Origin of the sequence: Saccharothrix saharensis (assembly GCF_006716745.1) — a bacterium.
GTDB classification, from domain to species: Bacteria; Actinomycetota; Actinomycetes; order Mycobacteriales; family Pseudonocardiaceae; genus Actinosynnema; species Actinosynnema saharense.
Genome location: NZ_VFPP01000001.1, coordinates 5,599,685 through 5,623,158, shown reverse-complemented (window position 1 = coordinate 5,623,158; position 23,474 = coordinate 5,599,685). Strand labels below are relative to the sequence as shown.

The following is a 23,474-nucleotide window of genomic DNA, read 5'->3' as shown; positions in this document are numbered from 1 at the left end:
GACGGCCGTCCCACTCCGCCTAGACTCGGCGACATGGCTGTTCCCTCGACATCGCCGTCGCTGCCCCCGGCGCTCGCGGACGCCGTCCGCGACGACGCGTCGCTGCGCCGGTTCCTGCACGGACTGCCCGGTGTGGACCAGGTCGGCGTCGAACAGCGCGCGGCCGGTCTGGGCACCCGCAGCATCAAGAAGGCCGGCAAGATGTGGGCCATCGACACCGCCATCTCCATGGTCGACCTGACCACGTTGGAGGGCGCGGACACCCACGGCAAGGTGCGGTCGCTGGCGGCGAAGGCGCGCAGACCCGACCCGGACAACCCGGACGTGCCGCAGGTCGCCGCCGTCTGCGTGTACCCGGACATGGTCGAGACGGCCGTGCGGGAGCTGCGGGGCACCGGCATCGACGTCGCCAGCGTCGCGACCGCGTTCCCGTCGGGCAGGTCGAGCCTGAAGGTGAAGCTCGAGGACACCGCCTACGCCGTCGACGCGGGCGCCACCGAGATCGACATGGTGATCGACCGGGGCGCGTTCCTGTCCGGCCGGTACGGCCAGGTGTTCGACGAGATCGCGCAGGTCAAGCACGCCTGCGGGGACGCGCACCTCAAGGTCATCCTGGAGACCGGCGAGCTCGCCACCTACGACAACGTGCGCCGCGCGTCCTGGATCGGCCTGCTCGCGGGCGGCGACTTCATCAAGACGTCCACCGGCAAGGTCTCCCCCGCCGCGACGCTGCCCGTCACGCACGTGATGCTGCAGGCCGTCCGCGACTGGCACACCCAGACGGGTGAGCTGCGGGGCGTGAAGCCCGCCGGTGGCATCCGCACGACCAAGGACGCGATCAAGTACCTGGTCGCGGTGCACGAGGTCGCGGGACCGGAGTGGCTGACCCCGACCCTGTTCCGCTTCGGTGCCTCCACGCTGCTCAACGACCTGCTGATGCAGCGGCGCACCCAGTTGGCCGGCCACTACAGCGGCCCCGATTACGTGACGGTGGACTGACCATGTGGGAATACGCGCCCGCGCCCGAGTCGCGGGACATCGCGAACCTCAAGCCGAACTACCGGATGTTCGTCGACGGCCAGTTCGTCGAGGGCGGCGGTGAGCCGTTGAAGACCGTCAACCCCGGCACGGAGGAGGTGCTGGCCGAGGTCTCCACGGCCGCGCCCGCCGACGTCGACAAGGCGGTGAAGGCGGCACGCCGCGCCTACGAGCGCGTGTGGGGCCGGATGCCCGGCTCCGAGCGCGCCAAGTACATCTTCCGCATCGCCCGCCTGATCCAGGAGCGGTCGCGGGAGCTCGCGGTGCTGGAGTCGTTGGACAACGGCAAGCCGATCAAGGAATCGCGGGACGTGGACGTGCCCACGGCCGCCGCGCACTTCTTCTACCACGCGGGTTGGGCGGACAAGCTCGCCTACGCGGGCCACGGCCCGGACCCGCGTCCGCTGGGCGTGGCGGGCCAGGTCATCCCGTGGAACTTCCCGCTGCTGATGGCGGCGTGGAAGATCGCGCCCGCGCTGGCGACCGGCAACACGGTGGTGCTCAAGCCCGCCGAGACGACGCCGCTGACCGCGCTGGTGCTGGCGGAGATCATCCAGCAGGCCGACCTGCCGCCCGGTGTGGTGAACATCCTGCCCGGTGCGGGTGACGTGGGCGCGGCCGTCGTGGCGCACCCGGACGTGGACAAGGTCGCGTTCACCGGGTCCACCGAGGTCGGCAAGATCATCCAGCGGCAGCTCGCGGGCACCGGCCGCCGGCTCAGCCTGGAGCTGGGCGGCAAGGCGGCGAACATCGTGTTCGACGACGCGCCGCTGGACCAGGCCGTCGAGGGCATCGTGAACGGCATCTTCTTCAACCAGGGTCACGTGTGCTGCGCGGGTTCGCGGCTGCTGGTGCAGGAGTCGGTGGCCGAGGAGCTGCTGGAGAAGCTGCACGTGCGCGTGTCCACGCTGCGCGTCGGCGACCCGCTGGACAAGAACACCGACGTCGGCGCGATCAACTCGCGCGAGCAGCTCACGAAGATCCAGGAGCTGGTCGAGTCGGGCGACGCCGAGGGCGCGGAGCGCTGGACGTCCGCGTGCCCGTTGCCGGACAAGGGTTTCTACTTCGCGCCGACGGTGTTCTCGAACGTGTCGCAGGCGATGCGGATCGCGCGCGAGGAGATCTTCGGGCCGGTGCTGTCGGTGCTGACGTTCCGCACGCCGGACGAGGCCGTGGCCAAGGCGAACAACACGCCGTACGGGCTGTCGGCCGGCGTGTGGACCGAGAAGGGGTCCCGCATCCTGTGGGCGGCGCAGAAGATGCGCGCCGGCGTGGTGTGGGCCAACACGTTCAACCGCTTCGACCCGACCGCCCCGTTCGGCGGCTACCAGGAGTCGGGCTTCGGCCGCGAGGGCGGTCGCACCGGGCTGGAGGCCTACCTCGATGTCTGAGAACCGGATTTCCCTCGGCCGGGCCGAGAATCGGGTCGCGGTCGCGAAGACGTACAAGCTCTACATCGGCGGGGCGTTCCCGCGCTCGGAGTCGGGCCGGTCCTACCCGGTGGTCGACCACAAGGGCGCGTTCCTGGCCAACGCGGCGCAGGGGTCGCGCAAGGACGCGCGGGACGCGGTCGCGGCGGCGCGCAAGGCGTTCCCCGGCTGGTCGGGCGCCACGGCGTACAACCGGGGGCAGGTGCTGTTCCGGGTGGCCGAGGTGCTGGAGGGGCGGCGCGAGCAGTTCACCGCCGAGGTCGCGGCCTGCGAGGGCGTCGCGGTGAAGAAGGCGCAGTCGCTGGTGGACGCGGCGATCGACCGGTGGGTCTGGTACGCGGGGTGGACCGACAAGGTGGCCACGGTGCTGGGCGCGTCGAACCCGGTGGCCGGGCCGTACTTCTCGTTCTCCGTGCCGGAGCCGACCGGTGTGGTGGCGGTGCTCGCGCCGCAGCAGTCGTCGCTGCTGGGGTTGATCAGCGCGGTGGCGCCGGTGATCGCGACCGGCAACACGGCGGTGGTCGTGACGTCGCAGGACCGGCCGCTGCCCGCGGTGACGCTGGCGGAGGTGCTGGCGACGTCCGACGTGCCCGGTGGCGTGGTGAACGTGCTCACCGGGCGGACCGCCGAGATCGCGCCCTGGCTGGCGTCGCACGCGGACGTGAACGCGTTGGACCTGACGGGTGCGCCGGAGTCGACGCGGGCCGACCTGGAGCGCGCGGCGGCGGGGACGGTGAAGCGGGTGCTGCGGGCCCGTCCGTCGGAGGACTTCACCCGCGAGCCGGACCTGGCGCGGCTCCGGGCGTTCCTGGAGACGAAGACGGTCTGGCACCCGATCGGGGTCTAGCGGCGGCAGCCGAACCAGCTGTAGGCGAGCAGGCCGGCGCCACCGAGCACCACCGCGGTGATCGTGGCCGAGGTGGTGCCGGTCGGCTGCACCGGCCACGTCAGCAGGCGGCTGAGCCAGTGGTCGTCGCCGGCTGGCACGACCAGCGTGACGCCGCTCCAGCCGATCGGCAGCGCCCAGGCGGCGCGGGCACCGAGGAGCACCGCGCCGAGCGCGGCCAGACCACCCAGGCCGAGGACGTCTCGCAGCACGTAGGCGTCCGGGGCGATCGGGTCGGCGACCAAGCCGACGGCGAGCAGCAGCGCGGCGACGACCGCGCCGCCGAGCAGCAGGTGCGCCGCCCGGCGGGGCGGCCAGCCGAACGCGGCGGTGCGGTCGAGCGCCAGGTCGTGCCCGCCGAGGCCCGTGGCGACGGCGGCCACCCCCAGGGCCGCGCCGAACGCGGCGAGCTGCGGGCTGCCGCCCGGCTGGGCGAGCAGGGCCGCCGCCGCCACGCCGACCACCACCGCTCCCGCCGCCGCCGGCACCTGGCGCGCCCTGGCGTGCAGGAGCAGCCACCGCGTCACGTCGTGCCCCCGGTGAGGGTGGTCAGGGCGTCACCCGAGCACGCGGCCTGCACCTCGCGGGCCGACTGCACCCGGGCCGCCTGGACGTCCTCCGGCAACGCCCGGAGCCGGTCCCACCCCTGCGCGGTCAAGGCGTCGATCTCCTCGCCCAACCACAGGCGGAACGTGGGCAGCGGTTCCACCCGGCCGGTCAGCCACGCCGTCATCACCGTGCGCGCCGCCACCTCGCGGCTCACGTCGCGCGGGATGCGGTCGGCGTAGCAGGTCCGCGTGCCGGCACCGGCGACCAGGTACGCCGTCAACTGCTCGGCCGTCGGAGCCTCCCGCCGGAAGTAGGTGAAGTCGTCCAGGTTCACCCACACGGCCTCGGTCGGCTCCGGGCCGCGTTCGGGGTTGCCCCGCACCGCCGCGGCGACCTCGCGGACCGACGTCGGTGGTGCGGGCAGCTTCCCCAGCAGCCGCAGCGCCTCCCGTGCCGGCCCGGCCAACGTCGCCCGCTCGTGCTCGTGCGCCCTGGTCAGGCACAACCCCTCCGCGCACAGCAGCTCCGCCGCCGCGTCGTCCCGCGTCACGGCGGTCGCGGGCATCAGGGGCAGCGCGACCGCGCCAGCCACCAGCACCGGCAGCAACCCCGGCCACCGCCGCCGCGACGCCACCAGCAGGAACCCGGTCGCCGCCACGCCGGCGAACCACACGAGCTGCGCCGCGCTCACCGACGCCCGCACCGACGAGTACACGCTCACCGGCATCGGCAGTGACGGCAGCAGCAGCGCCCAACGGGAGACGTCGGCACCCGTCGGCCCCAGCCCGAGCGTCATCAGCGCCAACCCGCCCGCGGCCAGCAGCGGCGGCGTCAGCGGTGACGGCACGAGCCGGCCCAGCCCCATGCCCAGCGCCCCGGCGCCCACCAGGGCGACCACGCCGACCAGCGTGGCCGGCAGCCAGCCGAGGTGGAAGTAGTCGGTCGACGACGCGACCTGCACCCCGCCCACCACGAGCACCACCGCGTACGCCCCGGCCAGCGACGCCGCCAGCGCGCCGACCGTCACCCCCACCCGCTGGGCCCGGGGCCGCGGCGTGGAGCCGAACAGCTCCTCCACCCCGGACCGCCGGTCGCGCAGGCCCTGCAGCGCACCGCCGCCCAGCGCCAGCGGCCAGGCGATCATCAGCATGAACCTGACCCACTCGGCCAACGTCGTCCACTGCCGCGTCCACGCCGCGCTGTTCTTCGTCGACGGGCCCCAGCTCAGCATCCCCACCACGACGAGCACCACCAGCGCGCCCACGACCAGCGCCGCGGTCCGCCTGAGCTCGATCCGGAAGACCCTCACCACTCACCCGCCCCACCGAGCAGGGCCGAGTAGCCCCGCTCCAACGGGCTGTCGCCGACGTCGTCCGGACCGCCCGCAGCGGCCAGGTCGTCGGGCGTGCCCTGGAACACCAGCCTGCCCTTGTTGACCAGCACCACGTCCGTGCACGCCGCCGCGACGTCCTCGACCAGGTGCGTGGACACCACCACGCACGTGTCCACGCCCAGCTCGACCAGCAGCTCCCGGAACCGGACCCGCTGGCCGGGGTCCAGCCCCGCCGTGGGCTCGTCCAGCAGCAGCAGCTCGGGATCGTTGACGATCGCCTGCGCGATGCCCGCCCGCCGCACCATGCCGCCGGACAGCGACTTCATCCGCGAGTCGGCGCGGTCGGCCAGCCCGACCCGTTCCACGGCCCGCTGCACCGCGCCGGGCACGTCCCGCTTGGGCATCTCCTTCAGCCACGCGACGTACTCGACGAACTCGCGCACCGTGAACCGCTTGTAGTAGCCGAAGTCCTGCGGCAGGTAGCCCAGCGACCGCCGCACCCGGCGCAGGTCCAGCCGCCCGGACACCGGCGAGCCCAGCACCGACAACGTCCCGGACGCGGGCCGCAGCACGGTCGCCAGCGACCGGATCAGCGTGGTCTTGCCCGCGCCGTTCGGCCCGAGCAGCCCGTGCACCCCGGTGCCGAGCCGCAGGTCCAACCCGTCCACCGCCACCGTCCGACCCGCGCGCACGCGCAGGTCCCGCGCCTCGACCTGCCAGGCGTACCCCGTCGGCGCGACCTCCGCCGCGCTCACCCCACGTGCCATCGGATTCCCCTCCATCACAGGCGCGCGTAAGCCGCGGACCTGAAGACCACGGCGGCGGCACCCCCGACGAGCACCGCCGCCCAGACCGGCGCCGCGCCCGGCGCGAGCACACCGGGCACACCGCCGACGACCACCGCCGGTCCGACCACGAGCACCGCCCAGCACGCGACGGCGACGACGGCGGCCCGGCGCACCCCGACCACGCCGCCCAGCGCCAGCGTCACCGAGGTGACGGCCAGGCACGGCAGCAGCCAGTACGCGGGCGAAGCGCCGGTCAGCACACCGCCGAGCAGCAACCCCGGCAGCACCACCACCAGCACCGCGAGCGTGCGGCGCAGGACGAGTTGCAGCCCGGCCCGCGCGGTGGACACCACCAGCTCGTGAGCCGGGTCCATGCCGCGCGACCAGGCCGCGACCACACCCAGGACCGGCACGATCGGCGCGACCAGCAGCACGGCGGACGACGTCGAGCGGTCGGACAGCAGGCCGTCCACCGACAGCGCGAGCAGCACCACGAACGCCGTCATGGCCAGCCACGGCAGGAACGACGGCGTCGCCCACCGCGCGAACGCGCGTCGTCGGCGAGCGGGCGTCCCGGTCGGCTCCAACCCGGCCCACACGGCCGTCGTCAACGCGGTGACCCGCGGCGGAGCCACGTCGGCCAGCCGCAACCGGCACGTCTCGCACGTCTCCAGGTGCGCCTCGACCGCCCACAGCACGTCGGCGGGCAGGTCGTCGCCCGACGCGTACCGGGCGATCGAGTCGGCCGTCGGGTGCTCGCTCATGACAGTGCCTCCCGCATCGCGATCCGGGCCCGCCGGGCGCGGGTCTTGACGGTGCCCTCGGGCACCCCGAGCAGCACGGCGGTCTCCCGCACGGTCAACCCGTCGAGCACCATCGCCTGCAACACCTGCCGCAGCTCGGGGGCCAGGTCGCGCAGCGCACCGCCGACGTCGTCGCTCAACGCGCCCGCCAGCACCTCGTCCTCGGCGGCGGGCGCGGCCTCGACCGCCGGCAGCGGCCGGGCGTCGTGCGCGCGCCGGCGGAACGCGTCGACCAGCCGCCGCGCCGCGATGGTCCACAGCCACCCGACGGCCGTGCCGTCGACCGCCGCGCCCGCGAACGACCCCGCCGCCCGCCACACCGCCAGGTACGTCTCCTGCATGACCTCGGCGACGACCTGCTCGTCGGCGCACCGGCGGCGCAGGCGCACGGCCAGCCACGGCGACGTGCGGCGGTAGAGCTCCTCGAAGGCCGCGCGGTCGCCGCGGGCCACCGCGCGGACCAGCTGCTCCTCGTTCACACCCGGCAAGACGGTGCGGGGCCGGGAAAGGTTCTCACCGGGGAGTGATCCGGGTCACATCAGTACCAGGTGTCGTCTTTGGCGGCGGCGTCCACGTCGGCTTCGGCGGTGGCCCGGTGCACCACGGCCGCGAGCGCTTCCTCCAGCTCCCGCTGGACGTCGCCGGGCTCGTCGGTCTCCACGGCGAGCGTCACCCGGCTGCGGCCCGCGCCGTCCTCGACGACCGTCAGCTCACCCCGGTAGCGGCCTTCCGCCCAGGTCACGCGCCGGCGGTCGTGGTCGATGCCCGGGGTCGAGCCGGACAGGCCGGGCAGGTGCTGGGGCAGGCTCCCGGGGCGCGCCAGGAACTCGAACAGCTCCCGTGCGTCCATCTCGACCGGCGCCCGGTGCTCGTAGCTGGTCATGGCCACGGGTACCCGGTCGGGGCGGGCTCAAGACGCCGTCGGACAGGTCGCGCGGCGCGTCGTTCGATCGGGTGAGGCTCTGCTCGCGCGCCCATGGGTCACCCGCGGCGGTCGCGCAGCCGGGACAGGGTCAGGGCGGTCGCGCCGGCGAGGAGCAGGAGGCCGCCCAGGGCCAGAGTGCCGCGGATCGGGGTACCGGTGGCGGCCAGTTCGTCGTCACCGGGGTGGACGACCGCCGGGTGGCTCGTGGTCCCGCCGGTCGAGCTCGCGGTGGTGGTGGGCGCGGCAGTGGTCGTGGTCGGGCCGCCGGTTGTGGTGGTGGGTTGGGTCGTGGTCGGGCTGCCGGTTGTGGTGGTCGGTCCGGTCGTGGTGGTGGTGGTGGTCGTCGGTGTGGTGGTGGTTGTGGTGGTGGTGCAGGTGACGACGTTGTCGAAAGGCGCGTAGTGGATCTCGCCGCCGCTGCCGCCGGTCTCGCCGCCGTGCACGAGCGACTTGACCACCACAGCGCCCTCGATGTTGGCCGCGCTCAGGTCAACCAGGGTCGCGTGGGGCGCGTAGATCGTGCCCCACACGGTGGGCGAGTTCTCCGGCAGCGTGATCGTGCCCGAGGTGGTGAAGTTCCACAGGACGTGCCGCGAGGGCTCGTTGCCCTGCCAGCTCACGTTCGGCACGTCCCAGGTGTAGTCGCCTGCCACGTCGACGTTGATGACCAACCACGCCTGGTCGCTCGGCTGGAGGTAGCCGTTGCGCGGGTTGATGTTGTCCAGCGCGGTCATCTGGGCGGGCGTCAGGGTCAGCACGTTCTGCCCCGGCTGGAGTCCGATGGTGGCGTTCGGGTCGGTGCCGTTCCACGGGTTCTGCCCGTTCTGGTCGGTCAGCGCCACGGTCGACGGGCACGTGGCCATCTCCGCGTTGAGCGACCGGTACGTCGTGAACAACGACGCGAAGTCGAAGCCGCTCGCGCCGGCGACGGACTCGGCGGTCTGCGCGGTCTGGATCGAGACGCCCGGCGTGCTGCCCGGCGCCGCGCCGTCGGGCTCGACCCACGTCACGCCGCCGGACGGGTGGACGTCGGACTGGCTGAGGTCGCCGATCTTGGCGTAGGAGTTGTTGAGCACGCTGAGCGTGCCCGTGCTGCCCGCGAAGTCGATCGCGCCACCGACGACGAAGCTGGTCGGCCGCGTGTCACCGGGCAGCACGTAGGTGCCGGCGTGGTTCAGCCCCGCGTTGTACTGGCGGAACCGGACGTCGCCGCCGACCGCGACCGGACCCTCGGTCTCGTTCTCGTACAGCGCGGCGTCGCCTTCGACCAGCACGAGGAACCCGTGGCTCGGGTCCAGGTACACGTCGTCCGGCGCGACCGGCCGCACGGGGTTCACCGACATCGCCAACCGCGCCGGGGCACCGGACGCCCACCCGATCGCGAGGACGGCGACGACGACCGCCAGCCCGGCGGCTCCGATGCGGCTGATCTGCATGTCCGGCTCCCGTGGAGGTCGACACCCTCCACGCAGCCAACGTCACCTCGCCGACTTCAGCCCGCCGACGCCCGCACTTTTCACCCACGGGAGTGATCACCGCGCGAGTCCTGCGTCCGGAACGCGAGAGTCCGACGTCCAGCACACCCGAGTCCAACGCTCAGGGCGCTAGTTCGTGCACCAGCCCAGCCGGCCGTCGGTCGTCACCAACGGCTCGCAGTGGCCGAGCCGGCTGCGGTGCTCCAGGGCCGTGGCGACCTGGTCCAGCATCTCGTCCAGGCTGGTCCACTCCGGCTTGAGCATCTCGCCCGCCTCGCGGTCCCACTCGACCACGCAACCCGACAGCACGCCCGGCCGCAGGTCGACCGCCAACGCGTCACCGCACCCGTCGAACGCGATCGGCAGCCACATCGGGTGGAAGCCCTTCGTGGGCGTGCCCGCCTCCGTGCCCAGGTCCGCGGGCCAGAACCGCTCCTTCAGCCGCCACGACCGCAGCGCGTTGGACGGCCCGAGCGGCGTGTAGAACGGCGGCAGCACCTCGGCGAACGCCAAGTCGGCCGTCCCGCCGCACACGGCCCACCACGCGCGCAGCTCGGCGGGCGGCTCCAGTCCGGTGGCAACCGCCAGCGCCTCGACCGCGGCGCTGTCCTCAGGGGGCACGAACGCCGATCCGGTCGAGGGGGCGTGGTCCTCGAGCCACGCCACAATCCGTTCCCAATGGCGTAAAACACCCACACACCCATGATCAGGTAGCGCAACCGCCCGTGGTACCGCTCATCGGGGCAGGATCTGGCCGAACGCCGCGCACCCCACCGGCGGATGGGGCAGGATCGCGGTCGCACGGCACCAAAAGGGGGACGAGGGTGGAACGGGGTTTCGGCGTCGACACCGCGGCGCTGTCGGCGTACGGCAGCACCGCGACGGGTCTGGCGAGCGAGGTCGGCGACGTCGGCACGGCCACGCTGGCGGGCACCCCGTCGGCCGCGGGCGGTTTCGGCGCGATCGGCGACGAGGTCGGCCTCGGCGCGGCCTTCCAGAGCGCGGCACAGGCCCAAGTGGACGGTGTGGCCGCGGCCTCGGCGGCGCTGTCGGCGTTCGCCGCGGAGGTCGCCAAGACCGGCCAGGCCTACACCGAGCAGGAGGCGCGCACGGGCGCCGACCTCAACCGGGCGGCGCAGGTCTGACGTGGACGTCGGCGGCTTCCTGGCGGCCCTGGTCCAGCCGATGAAGGACCACCTGGCCAAGCTCGAGGGCGACACCAGCGGCGCGACGGCCGCGGCGGACTCGTTCGGGCGGGCGTCCTCGGCGTTGACCGAGCTGGACGGCAGGCACACGAGCGCGGCGAACGCGGCGTTGAGCGGCTGGTACGGCGAGAAGGCGAACGCGTTCCAGTCGCGCGTCGCGGCGTTCTCCGGTGGCGTGGGCACGTTGGCGCGCAACGCGACCACCGCGCAGCAGGCGACGACCACCGCGGTGGACGCGGTGAACGCGGGCAAGACCGCGATCCAGGGCTTGATCGACGAGTTCACCGGCTGGGCGTGGCCCCGGTTGGCGGCGGCGGTGGCGGCCGGGCTGTTCGGCGGCGTCGGCGCGGTGCTCGCGGTGGCGGCGGAGGTGACCGCGAAGGCCCGCGAGTACGAGGGCCGGACGGCGCAGGAGCTGGAGGAGGTCCGCACCGCGCTGACCGACGTGGTCGCGCAATTGCGGGGGTTGACGAAGCCGGACTTCACCGGGATCGGCGACCCGTTGGGCGTCGAGAGCGGTGGCACCACGTCCACGTCGTCGGCGGGTGACAGCGGCGGGTCGTCGGGTTCATCGGGTTCTTCGGGCAGCGGCGGAAGCGGCGGCGGCGGAAGCGGTGGAGGCAGCGGCGGCGGCAGCGGTGGAGGTGGAGGTGGAGGTGGAGGTGGCGGCGGTGGAGGCGGTCCGATCGGGCCGCGGCTGCCGGTGGCCATCCCGCCCCAGCCCGGCACCGGTGTCGGCGTGAACCTGCCCGACGGCAGCTCCGCCGAAGCACCCAACGAGACCGCCGCGCGTGCCGTGCGCAACGCGTTGTCCGCTCTGGGCACCCCGTACGTCTGGGGCGGCGCGAACCCGCCCCAGGGCACGGACTGCAGCGGCCTGACCCAGTGGGCGTACGGCGGCGCGGGCTTCGACATCCCCCGGCCCGCGTCGTCGCAGGCCATGGGCGCGTCCGTGCCGGCCGACCAACTGCTGCCCGGCGACCTCGTCGTCTGGGACGGCCACGTGGCCATGGTCATCGGCAACGGGCAGATGGTCGAGGCGGGCGACCCGGTGCAGGTCAACCCCATCCGCACGAGCAACAGCGGCATGGGTTTCATGGGCTTCTACCGACCGACGGGCTGAGGACGTGGACGAGACGCAACGGGCGGCCGAGCGGGTCGCCGACACCGAGCGGCGGGTGTCCGAGCACGTCGCGCGCACCGGCCCGGTGCTCGGCCGGGCGTCGTCACCGGACGGTGCGGTCACGGTCGTGGCGGCGCCCGGCGGACCGCCGCGGGACGTGCGGGTCTCACCGTCGGCGCTGACCATGGGTCCGAGGGCGTTGGCGGACGAGATCCTGCGCGTGTCGGCGCGGGCGTCCCGGGACGCGGCCACGCGCCTGCACCGGAGCCTGGAACGGGTGGCCGACCCGGCGACGTTGCGGGCGTTGACCGAGATCGGGTTCGAACGCGGTCCGGACGACGACGACGTCGACGGCTCCTACCTGAGGGGTTCGCGATGACACATGCGCGGGAGCAGCGGCTCGCGGCGGCCGAAGGCCTGACCGAAGTGCTGGCCCGCACCACCGGCAGCGCCGAGCACCCGACCCGCCTGGCCCGCGCCACGGCGACCGCGACGGGTGAGCTCAAGGCGCTCGACCTGCACCCGAACGCTCTGGCACAGGGGCCGGAGGCCGTCGGCAGGCTAGTGGTGGAGACGGCGCGGTTGGCGACCGACGCGGCCGTGCAGCGCAGCTACAACGAGCTGGCCAAGTCGTTGGGCGACGGCCTGGCGATGGCGGTGGAGGCGTTCGCCGGCCCGCCGCCCCGGAGAGTCGCCCCGGAACCGCTGGTCACACCCCCCGCGGTGGAGCAGCAGAGGGCGTCGGGGTCGGCACGCCCGCCCTGGGCCGGGCAGGTGCGGGGCAGGCCCGCGCCCCGGCCCCGGCCGGAGGAAACGGACGACGACGACTACTTCGCGGACCCTTTCCGTGGTCAACGGCAGTAGCACCTGATCGACCCCGTACTCTTGCCCCCGCATCGCAAAGGGGCATGGCGTGACCGGGAGGTCGGATGGCACAGGACATCGTCCCGATCGAGCTGGGGCTCACCCAGGGTGATGTGGTCACCCTGTGGGCCCCGCGCTGGCGGGAAGAGGGCGAGGAGTGGGAAGCCTTCCTCGGCCACGAGGAGGACCTGTACGCGTTCCCCGATGCCGCGCACTTGGCGGCGTTCGTGCGCAAGGCCGAAGAGCACGACCTGACCGACCACCCGGCGTGGCACGTGGTGCCCGCGCTGTCGGTCGGTGAGCTGTCGCCCGACGACAACCACCAGTTCGACCTGGTCGGCGTGCCCGAGCTGGTCGCCGAGGAGCCCGACACGTGGGTCATCGGCGAGCTGGCCGACGTGATCTCGATCGTGCGGTCGCTGGCGGACGTGTGCGACCTGGAGAAGGTGCACGAGATCCTGGACTCGGCGGAGGGCTTCGCGCTGCTGCCGCAGGGCACGCTGCCGTTCACCGGCCGCGAGGGCCAGGCGCTGTGGACCGAGATCTCCGAGGTCGTCGCGGAGAAGTGGGACGAGGTGCTGGACGCGATCGACGAGGTCGTGACCACGCCGGAGGTCGACGAGACCGCGCTCAAGGCCGCGCAGGACGAGCTGGCCGAGTTCGAGGAGGCCAACGCCGCCGCGGCGGCGGCCTCGGCGGACGAGGAGGAAGAGGACGGCGACGAGCCGGTCGGCTTCTGGGGCGAGGTCGGGATCGACCCGATCAAGATCATCAGCGGCGCGGGCGAGTACTACACGCTGCGCTGCTACCTGGACGACCAGCCGGTGTTCCTCGGCCGCAAGGGCAAGATCGACGTGTTCACGTCGCCGCGCGCGCTGGCCCGCTTCATCGTGGAGGCCGACGACAACGACCTGGCCGAGGTCTCGACCTGGGGCGAGCTCGTCACCAAGGCGACCGGCGGCGACCTCGAGGTCGAGGTCGACCCGGACAACGTCTACGTGCTCACCGGCCTGGACGAGGACATCCTCGACGGCCCGGACGCGATCGACCCCACGCAGCTCGACCTGGTGGTCGAACTGCTGGAGGACGCGGGCGAGTGGGCGGGCGACGACACCGTGAAGGTGGCGCTGAACCAGTCCGAGCGGCTGGGGTGGCTGGTGTCGTACGTGCTCAAGCCGGACCCGACGCGGTTGGCGCCCAGCGCGCCGTTCGACGACGAGCAGGTGGCGTGGCGGACGCTGGTGGCGGCGTTCGAGGACCGGCTCAAGGTGCACTAGGGCGTCAGGCGCACCAAGCAGCGGCGGAGGCCGCGGGCAACCATCGGAGCCCGCGGCCTCCGCTCTTGGTGCGGCTACTCCTGGTCGAGAGCGGCGTAGGCCGGCTCGATGACGTCCTGGATGAGCGCGCGGCGCTCGTCGTGGGTGATGAAGGCGGCCTTCGCGGCGTTGACGGTGAACTTGCGCAGGTCGTCCCAGCCGAAGCCGAAGTTCTCCACCACGGTGGCGAACTCGCCGGTCATCGACACCATGCTCATCAGCCGGTTGTCGGTGTTCACGGTGACCCGGAAGCCCAGGTCGGCCAGCCGCTTGATCGGGTGCTCGGCCAGCGACGCCACCGCGCCGGTGTGCACGTTCGACGTCGGGCACATCTCCAGCGCGATCCGCCGGTCGCGCACGTACGCGGCCAGGTGGCCGACCTCGTCGCCCTTGATGTCCTCGGCCAGCCGCACGCCGTGGCCCAGCCGCTCGGCGCCCGCGAGCTGCACGGCCTCCCAGGCCGACTCCGGGCCCGCCGCCTCGGCGGCGTGGATGGTGAAGTGCGCGTTCTGCTGCCGCAGGTACTCGAACGCGGACAGCTCCTTGCTCGGCGGGAACCCGGCCTCGGGGCCCGCGATGTCGAAGCCGACCACGCCCGCGTCGCGGTAGCGGACCACCAGGTCGGCGATGCGCTGCCAGCCGTCGTTCTGGCGCATCGCGCACAGCAGCGTGCCGACCTTGATGCGGCCGCCGGACGCGGCCTCGCCCTGGCGGAAGCCCTCCTGCACCGCCTCGACCGCCTGCTCCATGCTCAGGCCCTTGTCGGTGAACAGCTCGGGGGCGTAGCGGATCTCGGCGTACACGACGCCGTCCGCGGCGAGGTCCTGCACGGCTTCCGACGCGACGCGCACCAGCGCCGCCTCGTCCTGCATGACGCCGCACGTGTGCGCGAAGCCCTCCAGGTAGCGGACCAGCGAGCCGGAGTTGGCGTTGTCGCGGAACCACTCGCCCAGCGCGACCGGGTCGGTGGTGGGCAGCCCCTGGTGGCCGCAGGCGTCGGCGAGTTCGATCACGGTCTGCGGCCGGAGGCCACCGTCGAGGTGGTCGTGCAGGAGGACCTTCGGCGCGCGGCGAAGGTTCTCCGGGGTAAGCGGGGTCGACATGGGCGTCACCGTATACCGGTGACGTGCCGTGTCGTTCCGACCTGCGATGATCATGATCCGCTATGATCACCCCTAGGTCACCGGGTGTGTTCAGAACCACTCGGTCGAGTGGCGCTTTGGCCGACCGGAAGCCGTTGTGCAGTCGTGATGCAGAACTTTCCGCTACTGGTCGCCGGACTTTAGTCACTCACACGGCGGATGCTCACGGGGTGCAGTCATAGGCGCGCCGGCGGTTACGTTGGGGTAGGGTCGGTGATCGTCACTCCAACGGAGTACACGCAAGGTCGATCCAGGCGGTCCCGGTCGGGGGGCGCTACTGCCCACCGCCCCAACCTGGTTAGGCTCCCGGAGGTCTCCCCTCCCCTGGACGAAGGCACCCGAGCCGTGAACGAGAACAACAACTCCACGATGTCCTTCGATCGGATGCGCAACATGCTCACGCGCGCCGCGGAGATCCGTGAGAGCGAACAGCAGCAGATCTTCGACGCACTGGACGAGATCCACGCGCGGATGTCCCCGCTCGAATCGCTGGGTTCCGTTCGCAAGCGCCTGTCCGAGCTGCCCGACCGGACCGAGGTCAGCGTGCTGGCCGAGCGGCTGGACGAGGCGCTGGCCAGGCTGGAGGCGCAGGACAACGCGGTGCAGAGCATCGGCCGGGCCGTCGAGGGCCTGGTCGACAAGCTCGCCAAGCCGTTCGCGCAGCTCGACGGTCGGCTCGACGGGGTGGCGGGCCGGTTCGAGGGTGTCGCCGGGCGGATGGACGGCTTGGAGGACAAGCTCGCCCACATCCACAAGCGGCTGGACGACCTCGACGGCCACCTGGACAAGCAGGACGGCAAGGTCGACCAGGTGCCGGGCGCGGTGACCGGGCCGCTGCGCGAGCGGATCGAGGCGCTGGAGGCCGCGCTGCGCGGCCGGCTGGACGAGGTCGACGAGGGCGTGCACGAGCACCTCGACGGCACCCGCGAGGCGTTGCAGCGGTCCGTCACGGAGTCCGCGGGCAGCCTGAACGTCAGGCTGGACGAGACCCGCGACAACATCAACAGCACGCGCGACGGGCTGCACGCGGGCCTCACCGAGACGCGCGAGTCGTTGACGGCATCGTTGGCGGACACGCGGAGCACGTTGACGGGCAAGCTCGACGAGGCGCGCGAGGCGCTGCACGCGGCGTTGGACGAGACCCGCGACCAGGTCGACTCGACCGACCGGCTGGAGGCGCTGGCCCAGCGCCTGGAGCAGGTCACGTCGCGCCTGGACACGATGGCGACCCGGCTCGACTCGGTCGAGGACGACTTCGCGGCACGGCTCGGCGAGCTGTCCGGCGTGGTGGAGCAGGGCATCGCCAAGGTCGAGGGCACGCTGTCGACGCGGCCGGACGCGGAGTCCCTGGCCGGCCTGGTGCGCAAGAGCAACCAGGAGTCGGAGCTGCGCATCGGCGGCCAGTTGGACGAGGCCATGGCCACGTTCGCGGAGCTGATCCTCGGCGGCGGCTCCCCCACCCCGCCCCCGCCGCCCACCGCCCTGCCCCGGCCGCAGCGGCGGACCCGGAAGAACGGTCCCAAGCCCGGCGACAACCGGAACGTGGACGACGACGACTTGACGGCTGAGGGCGCCTGAGCGCTGGTGTGGAGAAGGCCCGGGCCGCGGTTGCGGCCCGGGCCTTCTCCGTTGGTGGTCCGATCCTTCGCACACGCCGGGCTCCGCAGGCACCTCCGCCCTGGAGTGGGGTCGTCTCCGCCTTCGGCCCGCCGGTACGGACGTTCGAGGTCACACCGTGTCGTGCGACGTGGTCCGCTGACCGCTCGCCGCATCGCGTTGTCACCGGTGCGGGTGGCGGTGACCAGGGCACCGCCGGTTTCAGCCGCGGACGGTGTCGAGGACCAGCGGGGTGGTCGGTGGCGGGGTGTCCCCGATCGCGTAGCCGGTGCCGAGCGCTTCCAGGGCGGCGGGGATGGCGTCCGGGGTGTCGGTGTGCAGTTCGAGCAGTGGTTGGCCCTCGGTGACGCGGTCGCCCGGTTTGGCCAGGCAGAGGATGCCCGCGCCCGGTTGGACCGGGTCCTCCTTGCGGGCGCGGCCGGCGCCCAGGCGCCAGGCGGCGACGCCCACCGCGTAGGCGTCGAGGGTGGTCAGGTAGCCGTCGGCCGGGGCGGTGACGGTGTGCTTGTGCTCGGCGGTCGGGAGGGGGGCGTCGGGGTCGCCGCCCTGGGCGCGGATCATGCGGGCCCAGGTCTCGTAAGCCTCACCGGAGGCCAGGACCTCACGGGGAGAGGCGTCGACGCCGGCGCGGGACAGCATCTCCTCGGCCAGCGCGACGGTCAGGTCGACGATGTCCGAGGGGCCGTTGCCCCGCAGCACTTCGACCGACTCGGCGACTTCCACGGCGTTGCCGACGGCGTGGCCCAGCGGGACGGACATGTCGGTGAGGAGCGCGGAGATGCGCAGGCCGTGGTCGACGCCGATGGAGACGAGGGCTTCGGCGAGGGCGCGGGCTTGGTCGAGGGACTTCATGAAGGCGCCCGAGCCGACCTTGACGTCCAGCACGAGGGCTTCCGCGCCTTCGGCGATCTTCTTCGACATGATCGACGAGGCGATCAGGGGGATCGACTCGACGGTGCTGGTGACGTCGCGCAGCGCGTAGAGCTTCTTGTCGGCGGGGGCGAGGCCGGAGGTGGCGGCGCAGATGACGGCGCCCACCGAGCGGAGCTGCGAGGTCACCTCGTCCACGGAGAGCTGAGCCCGCCAGCCGGGGATGGACTCCAGCTTGTCCAGCGTGCCGCCGGTGTGGCCGAGGCCGCGGCCGGAGAGCTGCGGCACGGCGGCACCGCAGGCGGCGACCAGCGGCGCGAGGGGCAGGGTGATCTTGTCGCCGACCCCGCCCGTGGAGTGCTTGTCCACGGTGGGGCGGCCGACGTCCAGGGTCAGCTTCTCGCCCGAGTCGACCATGGCGCGGGTCCAGCGGGCCGTTTCGGCGGCGTCCATGCCGTTCAGGTAGATCGCCATGGCCAGCGCGGACATCTGCTCGTCGGCGACGACGCCGCGGGTGTAGGCGTCCACCACCCAGTCGATCTGGGCGTCGGTCAGGCGGTGGCCGTCGCGCTTGGCCCGGATCACGTCCACTGCGGTGTGGGTCATGGCAGGTCCTCCGGGCCGAACGCGTCGGGCAGCACCCTGCTCATCGGGAGGATGCCGGACGGGGTGTCGATCAGGCACGACGCGCCGCCCAGCTCGTGGATCACCTGGCGGCACCGGCCGCACGGCATCAGCAGCTCACCCGCGCCGCTGCGGCAGGCGAGGGCGACGAGCCTGCCCCCGCCGGTCAGGGTGAACTGGCCGGCGAGGGTGCACTCGGCGCACAGGCCGACGCCGTAGGCGGCGTTCTCCACGTTGCAGCCGACGACGATCCGACCGTCGTCGCACACGGCCGCCGCACCCACCTGGAGCCCGGAGTACGGGCAGTAGGCGGAGTGGGCGGCTTCGACGGCACGGGCGCGGAGCAGCTCCCAGTCGATGTCAACCACGGCGGTACACCACGCCGTCCGCGGCGGGCATTCGCAGGCGTTGCGATGCGACGGCCAGCACGACCAGCGTCACCAGGTGCGGCGCGTACGTGGTCAGCTCGCTGGGGACCTCGTCCACCGAGTAGTAGACGGCGTAGAGCAGGCCGGCGGCCAGGATGCCGAACGCGGCGGCGAACCAGCGGCGGCGGACGAGCTGCCAGATCACGATCACGACGAGCAGCAGCACGGCGCCGTAGACCAGGGCGAGGAACGTCTTGCCGCCCGAGCGGAGCTGGAGGCCGTCGGCGTAGCCGAACAGGGCCGCGCCGCCGAGCAGGCCGCCGGGGCGCCAGTTGCCGAAGATCATGGCGGCCAGGCCGATGAAGCCGCGGCCGTTGGTCTGGCCCTCCAGGTAGCCCGGCTGGCCCGGGTTGAGCACGAGGGCCGCGCCGCCGATGCCGGCAAGGGCGCCCGAGGAGATCACCGCGACGTACTTGTAGAGGTAGACGTTGACGCCGAGGGATTCGGCGGCGACCGGGTTCTCGCCGCACGACCGCAGCCGCAGGCCGAACCGGGTCCGCCAGAGCACCAGGTAGCTGCCGATCACCAGCAGGATGGCGATCATGGTCAGCGGCGAGACGCCGGTGATCAGGCCGCGCAGGATGCCGGCGACGTCGGACAGGCCCACCCGCTGCTGCGCTTCGAGCTCACCGAGCCAGTCCGAGAGGCCGGACGCGGAGTAGGTGTCGAACTTCGGCACGGCGGGTGACTCGCGCGGGTTGCTCGACAGCGGGAAGAAGATCAGCGTCGACAGGTACTTGGTCAGGCCCGCGCCGAGCAGGTTGATCGCGACGCCGGAGACGATGTGGTTCACGCCGAACGTCACCGTCGCGATGGCGTGGAGCAGGCCGCCCAGCGCGCCGAACACGGCCGCCGAGACCAGCGCCGCCCACGGGCCCCACTGGTAGCCGGCCCACGCCGCACCCCACGTGCCCATGATCATCATGCCTTCGAGGCCGATGTTCACCACGCCCGCGCGTTCCGCCCAGAGACCGCCGAGGGCGGCCAGCAGGATCGGCAGCGCCAGCCGCACGGCGGTCTGGATGGTGCCGGTGGACGTCAGCTGGGGGACGTCGGTCAGGTACGACGTGGTCGACAGCAGCACGACCGCGCCGGCCACGCCCAACGCGCCGACGGCCCAACCGGGGATCCGACGCGCCTTGCGGGGCGGCGGAACGGTGGTGGGGGCCTCGGACGGGTTCATCAAGGAAGTACTCATGCCGCATCCACCGTTCCGAGCTGCCGGCCGACCTGCCGCTGCTGGGCGGCCAGTTCGAACCGGCGGACCACCTCGTAGGCAACGACGACCGAGAGCACGATCGCGCCCTGCATGATCGTCACGATCTCCCGGGGCACGCCGACGTTGTCCAGGGCGAGACCCGACTTGTCCAGGAACGCCCACAGCAGCGCGCCGAACGCGATGCCGCCCGGGTGGTTGCGCCCGAGCAGCGCGATCGCGATGCCGGAGAAGCCGATGCCGGCCGGGAAGTTCAGGTTGTAGGTGTGGTCGCGGCCCAGGATCTCCGGCATGGAGACCAGGCCCGCGATGCCGCCGGAGAGCAGCATGGCGATCAGCACCATCTTCTTGGCGTTTACGCCACCCGCGGCGGCGGCCGTGGACGACTCGCCGGACGCGCGCAGCTCGAAGCCGAAGCGGGTGCGGTTCATCATCACCCAGTAGCCGATGCCCAGCAGCGCGGCCAGGAACACCAGGCCGAACACCGTGCCGGACGAGCCGAGCGGGATGCCGGGCACCCAGCCGCTCTCCGGGATCTCCGGCGTGCGGATGTTGTTGCCGCGCAGCTCGCCGAACACGTCCGCGCCGATCAGGTACGCGGCCAGGCCGAGCGCCAGGCCGTTCATCATGATCGTGGAGATGACCTCGTTGACGCCGCGCGTCACCTTGAGGATCGCCGGGATCGCGGCCCACAGCGCACCCGCCACGGCGGCGGTCAGGATGATCACCAGGGCGTGCAGGCCGGGCGGCAGGGCGATCGAGCCGCCGACCACGGCCGCGACGACCGCCGCGACCCGGTACTGGCCCTCGACGCCGATGTTGAACAGGTTCATCTGGAACCCGATCGCCACCGCCAGCGCCGCGATGTAGTAGGTGCCGGTGCTGTTGATGATGTCGACGGCGGTGGTGCCCTCGCCGACCTGCGACAGCATCACCCCGAACGCCCGCAGCGGGTTCGCGCCGGACACCACCAGCGCGATGCCGCACAGCAGGGCGGAGAACAGGATCGCCAGGACCGGCGGCAGCAGCTTGCCGCGCAAGATTCCCATTACTCGCCTTCCGATTCCGACGCGTGCTCGGCGCTCGTGACGCCGGTCATCGCACTGCCGAGGTCTTCCGGGGTGACCGTGGCCGGGTCGGCGTCCGCGACCAGCCGGCCGCGCAGCATCACCCGGATGGTGTCGGACAGGCCGATCAGCTCGTCCAGGTCCGCCGAGATCAGCAGCACGGCCAGGCCGCGGGCGCGGGCGTTGCGGATCTCGTCCCAGATCAGCGCCTGAGCGCCGACGTCCACGCCGCGGGTCGGGTGCGACGCGATGAGCAGCACGGGGTCGCCGGAGAGCTCCCGGCCGACCACGAGCTTCTGCTGGTTGCCGCCGGACAGCGCGACCGCGGCCACGTCGATGCCGGGTGTGCGCACGTCGAAGTCCTCGACGATGCGCTTGGTGTCCTGCTTCGCGCCCGGCAGGTCGAGCCACTGGCCCTTCGCCACCGGGCGGCGGGTCTGGTGGCCGAGGATGCGGTTGGCCCACAGCGGCTGCGTGAGCAGCAGGCCCTGGCGGTGCCGGTCCTCGGGGATGTAGCCGATGCCCGCTTCGCGGCGGGCCAGCGTGCCGAGCTTGGTGAGGTCGCGGTCGACGAGCAGCACTCGCCCGTGGTGCGCCTTGCGCATGCCCATGATCGTCTCGACCAGCTCGGTCTGACCGTTGCCCTCGACGCCCGCGATGCCGACGATCTCGCCCGCGCGCACGACCAGGTCGATGTCGTCGAGCACGGGCCGGGTGCCCTCCGCGGCGACCAGCCCCAGGTTCTCCACGCTGAGCACGACGCGGTCGGTCACGGTGGACTCACGCGTCTCCGGGCTGGGCAGCTCGCTGCCGACCATCATCTCGGCGAGCTGGCGGGAGCTGACCGCCTTCGGGTCGGCGGTGCCCACGGTGGTGCCGCGGCGGATGATCGTGACGGAGTCCGCGATCGCGCGCACCTCGTCGAGCTTGTGCGAGATGAACAGGAACGTGAAGCCCTGCTGCTGCATCCCGCGCAGGGTGGCGAACAGCTCGTCGACCTCCTGCGGCACGAGCACGGCGGTCGGCTCGTCCAGGATGATCACCTTGGCGCCCCGGTAGAGCACCTTGAGGATCTCGACCCGCTGCCGGTCGGCCACGCCGAGTCGTTCGACCAGCACGCCGGGGTCGACGTTCAGGCCGGTGGCGTCGGCCAGCTCCAGGATGCGCTTGCGCGCCCGGCCGCCGATGCCGTGCAGCGACTCCGCGCCGAGCACGACGTTCTCCTGCACGGTCAGGTTGTCGGCGAGCATGAAGTGCTGGTGCACCATGCCGATGCCGGCCTTGATCGCGTCGGCGGGCGTGCGGAACCGGACCTGCCGGCCCGCCACCTCGATGGTGCCCTCGTCGGGCTGCTGCATCCCGTAGAGGATCTTCATCAGGGTGGACTTGCCCGCGCCGTTCTCACCGCACAGCGCGTGCACCTCGCCGACCTGCACGCTCAGGTGCACGTCGCTGTTGGCGACGACACCCGGGAAGCGCTTGGTGATGCCCGACAGGACGACGGCAGGGGTCGTAGCGTTCATGGAAGCTCCGTCTGATCTCCGGCTGCGCCGGGGCTAACCACGCACTGGGCCCCGCGAGGGTGCTCGCAGGGCCCAGTGCGCCGGAGGCCGGATGGGGTTACGGCGTGGACTCGACCGAGATCTTGCCCTCGATGATCTGGGCCTTGTAGCCCTCGAGGACCGCCTTCAGGTTGTCGTCGATCTTGCCGCCCGAGGTGGAGAAGCCGACGCCGTCCACGGACAGGTCGAACACCTTCGGCAGGCTCGCCAGGTCGTTCTTGGCGACCGCCTTGACGAAGTCGTACACCGCGACGTCGACCCGCTTGAGCATGGACGAGACGATGACGTCCTTGCTCTCCTCGACCGTCTTCTGGTTGTACTGGTCGGAGTCGACGCCGATGGCCAGCGCGTTGCCGGACTTCGCGGCCGAGAACACGCCCTTGCCCGAGGCGCCCGCGGCGTGGTAGAGCACGTCGGCGCCGGCCTCGATCTGGCCGGTCGCGGCCTCCTGGCCCTTGGCCGGGTCCTGGAAACCGGTGAAGTCGCCCGCCGGGGTCAGGTACTTCTTCTCGATCTTGATGTCCGGGGCGGCGGTCTTGGCGCCCTGGGCGAAGCCCGCGTCGAACTTCTGGATCAGCGGGATCTCCACACCGCCGACGAAGCCGATGTGGCAGGACTTCGACTTGTAGGCGGCGATGACGCCGGCCAGGAAGGAACCCTGCTCCTCGGCGAACAGCAGCGGCGTGACGTTCGCCGCGCCCTCGACCGCGCCGTCCACGATGGCGAACTTGACGTTCGGGAACTCCGGCGCGACGACCTTCAGCGACTCGGCGTAGGCGAAGCCGACACCGATGATCGGGTTGTAGCCCTCGCTCGCGAGCTGGCGCAGCCGGGTCTGCTTGGCGTCCTCCGGCTCGTTCGGCGCGGCGGTCAGCTCCTTGACCTCCGCGATGCCGAAGTCGGCCTTGGCCTTGTCCAGCCCCGCCGCGGCGGAGTCGTTGAACGAGGCGTCGCCGCGGCCGCCGATGTCGTAGGCCAGACCCACCTTCAGGGCGCTGCCGTCGACCTTCTCGCTCGACGCGGCGCTGCTGGACGTCGCGGTGGCGGCAGGCGGCTTGTCGGCCAGCTTGCAGCCCTCGGCGGTGTTGGTGGACCCGGACCCGGTGTTGTTCCCACCGGTGTCCTTGGCACACGCGGCCATCGTGAGAACGCTGGTCAGCGCGATCGCGGCCACCGCGAGGCCACGCATTCGACGACGCACGGCTCGTCTCCC

24 protein-coding genes are annotated in these 23,474 nt (G+C 72.4%); 9 read left to right on the top strand and 15 right to left on the bottom strand.

Annotation, left to right across the window (positions count from 1 at the left end; translation table 11 throughout):
* The first annotated feature begins 33 nt into the window (after nt 1–33).
* Genes deoC through FHX81_RS25220 form a run of 3 tightly spaced genes read left to right on the top strand, consistent with a single transcriptional unit; the run spans nt 34 to nt 3,315 of the window.
* The gene (gene deoC, locus FHX81_RS25230; RefSeq protein WP_141980475.1) at nt 34–999 is read left to right on the top strand and encodes a deoxyribose-phosphate aldolase; all 966 of its coding nucleotides are present in this window, start codon (nt 34–36) and stop codon (nt 997–999) included.
* Entirely contained in the window at nt 996–2,429 is a 1,434-nt protein-coding gene (locus FHX81_RS25225) for an aldehyde dehydrogenase family protein (RefSeq protein WP_141984123.1), read from the top strand. The genes deoC and FHX81_RS25225 overlap by 4 nt, the downstream gene beginning before the upstream one ends.
* The gene (locus FHX81_RS25220; RefSeq protein WP_141980473.1) at nt 2,422–3,315 is read left to right on the top strand and encodes an aldehyde dehydrogenase family protein; all 894 of its coding nucleotides are present in this window, start codon (nt 2,422–2,424) and stop codon (nt 3,313–3,315) included. Before FHX81_RS25225 ends, FHX81_RS25220 begins: the two co-directional genes overlap by 8 nt.
* Here the strand turns inward: FHX81_RS25220 and FHX81_RS25215 are convergent.
* The 8 genes from FHX81_RS25215 to FHX81_RS25180 form a co-directional block, all read right to left on the bottom strand.
* A complete protein-coding gene (locus FHX81_RS25215; protein ID WP_141980471.1) occupies nt 3,312–3,881 on the bottom strand; it encodes a hypothetical protein in 570 nt (189 codons plus the stop codon). The genes FHX81_RS25220 and FHX81_RS25215 overlap by 4 nt on opposite strands.
* Nucleotides 3,878–5,212 carry a hypothetical protein gene (locus FHX81_RS25210; RefSeq protein WP_141980469.1) on the bottom strand — a complete coding sequence of 445 codons (1,335 nt, stop codon included), beginning with the start codon at nt 5,210–5,212 and terminating at the stop codon, nt 3,878–3,880. Before FHX81_RS25210 ends, FHX81_RS25215 begins: the two co-directional genes overlap by 4 nt.
* On the bottom strand, nt 5,209–6,003 hold the full coding sequence (locus tag FHX81_RS25205) for an ABC transporter ATP-binding protein (RefSeq protein ID WP_141980468.1): 795 nt from the start codon (nt 6,001–6,003) through the stop codon (nt 5,209–5,211). Before FHX81_RS25205 ends, FHX81_RS25210 begins: the two co-directional genes overlap by 4 nt.
* A gap of 14 nt (nt 6,004–6,017) precedes the next feature.
* On the bottom strand, nt 6,018–6,788 hold the full coding sequence (locus FHX81_RS25200; protein ID WP_141980467.1) for a cupin domain-containing protein: 771 nt from the start codon (nt 6,786–6,788) through the stop codon (nt 6,018–6,020).
* Nucleotides 6,785–7,306 (bottom strand): RNA polymerase sigma factor, encoded by a 522-nt coding sequence (locus FHX81_RS25195; protein ID WP_246107965.1) that lies wholly within the window; start codon nt 7,304–7,306, stop codon nt 6,785–6,787. The genes FHX81_RS25200 and FHX81_RS25195 overlap by 4 nt, the downstream gene beginning before the upstream one ends.
* 59 nt (nt 7,307–7,365) lie before the next feature.
* Nucleotides 7,366–7,710: an SRPBCC family protein gene (locus FHX81_RS25190; RefSeq protein ID WP_141980465.1), complete on the bottom strand. Its 345-nt coding sequence runs from the start codon at nt 7,708–7,710 to the stop codon at nt 7,366–7,368.
* Nucleotides 7,711–7,808: 98 nt separating this feature from the next.
* Complete coding sequence (locus tag FHX81_RS25185; RefSeq protein WP_141980463.1) at nt 7,809–9,188, bottom strand: choice-of-anchor A family protein; 1,380 nt, start codon at nt 9,186–9,188, stop codon at nt 7,809–7,811.
* 168 nt (nt 9,189–9,356) lie between these two features.
* Nucleotides 9,357–9,893: an SMI1/KNR4 family protein gene (locus tag FHX81_RS25180; RefSeq protein WP_170232170.1), complete on the bottom strand. Its 537-nt coding sequence runs from the start codon at nt 9,891–9,893 to the stop codon at nt 9,357–9,359.
* Between the two features lie 158 nt (nt 9,894–10,051).
* On the opposite strand from FHX81_RS25180, the gene FHX81_RS25175 reads away from it, so the two are divergent.
* The 5 genes from FHX81_RS25175 to FHX81_RS25155 all read left to right on the top strand — a co-directional run bounded on the left by FHX81_RS25175 (nt 10,052) and on the right by FHX81_RS25155 (nt 13,696).
* Nucleotides 10,052–10,372, top strand: a complete 321-nt coding sequence (locus FHX81_RS25175; protein WP_141980460.1) for a hypothetical protein — start codon at nt 10,052–10,054, stop codon at nt 10,370–10,372.
* A gap of 1 nt (nt 10,373) precedes the next feature.
* Nucleotides 10,374–11,555 (top strand): C40 family peptidase, encoded by a 1,182-nt coding sequence (locus FHX81_RS25170; RefSeq protein ID WP_141980459.1) that lies wholly within the window; start codon nt 10,374–10,376, stop codon nt 11,553–11,555.
* A 4-nt stretch (nt 11,556–11,559) separates the two neighbouring features.
* Nucleotides 11,560–11,934 carry a YbaB/EbfC family nucleoid-associated protein gene (locus tag FHX81_RS25165; protein ID WP_141980457.1) on the top strand — a complete coding sequence of 125 codons (375 nt, stop codon included), beginning with the start codon at nt 11,560–11,562 and terminating at the stop codon, nt 11,932–11,934.
* Nucleotides 11,931–12,419, top strand: a complete 489-nt coding sequence (locus FHX81_RS25160; RefSeq protein ID WP_141980455.1) for a YbaB/EbfC family nucleoid-associated protein — start codon at nt 11,931–11,933, stop codon at nt 12,417–12,419. The genes FHX81_RS25165 and FHX81_RS25160 overlap by 4 nt, the downstream gene beginning before the upstream one ends.
* A gap of 65 nt (nt 12,420–12,484) precedes the next feature.
* Nucleotides 12,485–13,696: a primosomal protein gene (locus FHX81_RS25155; RefSeq protein ID WP_141980454.1), complete on the top strand. Its 1,212-nt coding sequence runs from the start codon at nt 12,485–12,487 to the stop codon at nt 13,694–13,696.
* Between the two features lie 74 nt (nt 13,697–13,770).
* Here FHX81_RS25155 and FHX81_RS25150 read toward each other — a convergent pair whose 3' ends face one another.
* Nucleotides 13,771–14,838 (bottom strand): adenosine deaminase, encoded by a 1,068-nt coding sequence (locus FHX81_RS25150; RefSeq protein ID WP_141980453.1) that lies wholly within the window; start codon nt 14,836–14,838, stop codon nt 13,771–13,773.
* Between the two features lie 408 nt (nt 14,839–15,246).
* Between FHX81_RS25150 and FHX81_RS25145 the strand changes: the two genes are divergently transcribed.
* Nucleotides 15,247–16,455 (top strand): coiled-coil domain-containing protein, encoded by a 1,209-nt coding sequence (locus tag FHX81_RS25145; RefSeq protein ID WP_211363557.1) that lies wholly within the window; start codon nt 15,247–15,249, stop codon nt 16,453–16,455.
* 240 nt (nt 16,456–16,695) lie between these two features.
* Here FHX81_RS25145 and FHX81_RS25140 read toward each other — a convergent pair whose 3' ends face one another.
* The 6 genes from FHX81_RS25140 to FHX81_RS25115 form a co-directional block, all read right to left on the bottom strand.
* Complete coding sequence (locus FHX81_RS25140) at nt 16,696–17,970, bottom strand: thymidine phosphorylase (RefSeq protein WP_141980451.1); 1,275 nt, start codon at nt 17,968–17,970, stop codon at nt 16,696–16,698.
* The gene (locus tag FHX81_RS25135; protein WP_141980450.1) at nt 17,967–18,356 is read right to left on the bottom strand and encodes a cytidine deaminase; all 390 of its coding nucleotides are present in this window, start codon (nt 18,354–18,356) and stop codon (nt 17,967–17,969) included. The genes FHX81_RS25140 and FHX81_RS25135 overlap by 4 nt, the downstream gene beginning before the upstream one ends.
* Nucleotides 18,349–19,614: an ABC transporter permease gene (locus FHX81_RS25130; RefSeq protein ID WP_141980449.1), complete on the bottom strand. Its 1,266-nt coding sequence runs from the start codon at nt 19,612–19,614 to the stop codon at nt 18,349–18,351. Before FHX81_RS25130 ends, FHX81_RS25135 begins: the two co-directional genes overlap by 8 nt.
* The gene (locus tag FHX81_RS25125; RefSeq protein ID WP_141980448.1) at nt 19,611–20,681 is read right to left on the bottom strand and encodes an ABC transporter permease; all 1,071 of its coding nucleotides are present in this window, start codon (nt 20,679–20,681) and stop codon (nt 19,611–19,613) included. Before FHX81_RS25125 ends, FHX81_RS25130 begins: the two co-directional genes overlap by 4 nt.
* Nucleotides 20,681–22,222: an ABC transporter ATP-binding protein gene (locus tag FHX81_RS25120; protein WP_141980447.1), complete on the bottom strand. Its 1,542-nt coding sequence runs from the start codon at nt 22,220–22,222 to the stop codon at nt 20,681–20,683. Before FHX81_RS25120 ends, FHX81_RS25125 begins: the two co-directional genes overlap by 1 nt.
* A gap of 97 nt (nt 22,223–22,319) precedes the next feature.
* Nucleotides 22,320–23,450: a BMP family lipoprotein gene (locus tag FHX81_RS25115; RefSeq protein WP_141984122.1), complete on the bottom strand. Its 1,131-nt coding sequence runs from the start codon at nt 23,448–23,450 to the stop codon at nt 22,320–22,322.
* Nucleotides 23,451–23,474 lie beyond the last annotated feature (24 nt).

Bases quoted from the DNA above. Each gene is read 5' to 3' on its own strand.
- FHX81_RS25155 (WP_141980454.1), top strand. From the start codon at position 12,485: ATGGCACAGGACATCGTCCCGATCGAGCTGGGGCTCACCCAGGGTGAT.
- FHX81_RS25115 (WP_141984122.1), bottom strand. From the start codon at position 23,450: ATGCGTGGCCTCGCGGTGGCCGCGATCGCGCTGACCAGCGTTCTCACG.
- FHX81_RS25120 (WP_141980447.1), bottom strand. From the start codon at position 22,222: ATGAACGCTACGACCCCTGCCGTCGTCCTGTCGGGCATCACCAAGCGC.
- FHX81_RS25185 (WP_141980463.1), bottom strand. From the start codon at position 9,188: ATGCAGATCAGCCGCATCGGAGCCGCCGGGCTGGCGGTCGTCGTCGCC.
- deoC (WP_141980475.1), top strand. From the start codon at position 34: ATGGCTGTTCCCTCGACATCGCCGTCGCTGCCCCCGGCGCTCGCGGAC.
- FHX81_RS25220 (WP_141980473.1), top strand. From the start codon at position 2,422: ATGTCTGAGAACCGGATTTCCCTCGGCCGGGCCGAGAATCGGGTCGCG.
- FHX81_RS25130 (WP_141980449.1), bottom strand. From the start codon at position 19,614: ATGAGTACTTCCTTGATGAACCCGTCCGAGGCCCCCACCACCGTTCCG.
- FHX81_RS25150 (WP_141980453.1), bottom strand. From the start codon at position 14,838: ATGTCGACCCCGCTTACCCCGGAGAACCTTCGCCGCGCGCCGAAGGTC.
- FHX81_RS25125 (WP_141980448.1), bottom strand. From the start codon at position 20,681: ATGGGAATCTTGCGCGGCAAGCTGCTGCCGCCGGTCCTGGCGATCCTG.
- FHX81_RS25145 (WP_211363557.1), top strand. From the start codon at position 15,247: ATGTCCTTCGATCGGATGCGCAACATGCTCACGCGCGCCGCGGAGATC.
- FHX81_RS25190 (WP_141980465.1), bottom strand. From the start codon at position 7,710: ATGACCAGCTACGAGCACCGGGCGCCGGTCGAGATGGACGCACGGGAG.
- FHX81_RS25200 (WP_141980467.1), bottom strand. From the start codon at position 6,788: ATGAGCGAGCACCCGACGGCCGACTCGATCGCCCGGTACGCGTCGGGC.
- FHX81_RS25140 (WP_141980451.1), bottom strand. From the start codon at position 17,970: ATGACCCACACCGCAGTGGACGTGATCCGGGCCAAGCGCGACGGCCAC.
- FHX81_RS25160 (WP_141980455.1), top strand. From the start codon at position 11,931: ATGACACATGCGCGGGAGCAGCGGCTCGCGGCGGCCGAAGGCCTGACC.
- FHX81_RS25205 (WP_141980468.1), bottom strand. From the start codon at position 6,003: ATGGCACGTGGGGTGAGCGCGGCGGAGGTCGCGCCGACGGGGTACGCC.